The 1,258-nt window shown below is 75.7% G+C and carries 2 protein-coding genes; both read left to right on the forward strand.

Annotated features, from left to right (window positions below; translation table 11 throughout):
- The coding region (locus tag D7231_RS35020) for a transporter associated domain-containing protein (RefSeq protein WP_120760407.1) at nucleotides 1–1,055 on the forward strand (1,055 nt) is incomplete at its 5' end.
- Nucleotides 1,052–1,258, forward strand: a 207-nt coding sequence (locus tag D7231_RS35025) for a CNNM domain-containing protein (protein WP_120760409.1), incomplete at its 3' end; no start/stop codon positions are given. The genes D7231_RS35020 and D7231_RS35025, both read left to right, overlap by 4 nt.

Raw genomic sequence — 1,258 nt, forward strand, 5'->3', positions numbered from 1 at the left:
CCGCCTCCACCCTTCTCTACCTGAAGGCCGCGGGCCCGGTGATCCGGGTCTTCGACGCCTCCGCGAACCGGCTGCTGCGCCGCCTCGGGATCGAGCCGCTGGAGGAGCTGCACCACGGCGCGACGCTGGAGGAGCTGGGGCACCTGATCGGGGATTCCCACGAGCGCGGGCAGCTCCCGCACGCCACGGCCGAGCTGCTGGACCACGCCCTGGGGTTCTCGGAGCGGACGCTGGCCGAGGTGATGGTGCCGCGGGTGGACGTGGCCTCGGTGCGGGCCTCGGAGCCGGCCTCCGAGGTGGTCGGCCTGATCAGCACCTACGGGCATTCGCACTACCTGGTGATCGGGGACCGCGTGGACGACATCGTCGGCGTGGTCGGGGTCCGGGAGCTGATGCGGGTGGCGCCGGAACGTGTCACCCGGCGCACGGCGGGGGCGCTCGCGCGCCGTCCGCTGCTGCTGCCCGACACCCTGCCGCTGCCGGGGGCGGTGGAGCAGATGCAGGCCGCGGACGAGGAGTTCGCGGTGGTGCTGGACGAGTACGGCGGCCTGGCCGGGATCGTGACCCTGGAGGACATCGCCGAGGAGCTGGTGGGCGAGATCGCCGACGAGAGCGACCTGGTCGTGGAGTGGGCGGTGCGCGACGGCGGGGGCTGGCTGCTGGACGCCGGCCGCCGGGTGGACGAGGTCGCGCAGGCCACGGGCGTTCCGCTGCCGGAGGACGACGCGTTCGAGACGGTGGCGGGCCTGGTGATCGACCGGGCCGGGCGTTTTCCGCAGGCCGGGGACGTGATCGAGGTGGATCTGGGCGAGGGCGCGGTGGCGCGTCTTGAGGTGCTCTCGCTGGACCGGCGGGTGCCGGCGCGGATCCGTCTGGCAACGGCGACGGCAACGGCCGCGGCGGGCGCGGGCGCGCGGGTGAGCGCGCCGGCGCAGCGCGGCGCGGAGGCCCCGGCGGCCGGGGAGCCGGTGCGCGAGCGCATGATCCCCGCCCCGGAGGCGCGCGCGGGGGCGCGCGAGCAGCAGGTGCGCGAGCGTGAGGGGCAGCCCTCGTGAGCCCGCAGGCGGCGATTCTGGTGACGGCCGGGCTGCTGGTGGGCAGCGGCTTCTTCGTGGCGGCGGAGTTCGCACTGGTCGCGGCGAAGCGGCACCGGATGGAGCAGGCGGTGGCCGAGGGCGCGCGGGGCGCAAAGGCGGCGCTCGCCGGGATGCACGAGCTGTCGCTGATGCTGGCGGGCTCGCAGCTGGGCATCACCGCG

Origin of the sequence: Streptomyces klenkii (genome assembly GCF_003626645.1) — a bacterium.
Taxonomy (GTDB): Bacteria; Actinomycetota; Actinomycetes; order Streptomycetales; family Streptomycetaceae; genus Streptomyces; species Streptomyces klenkii.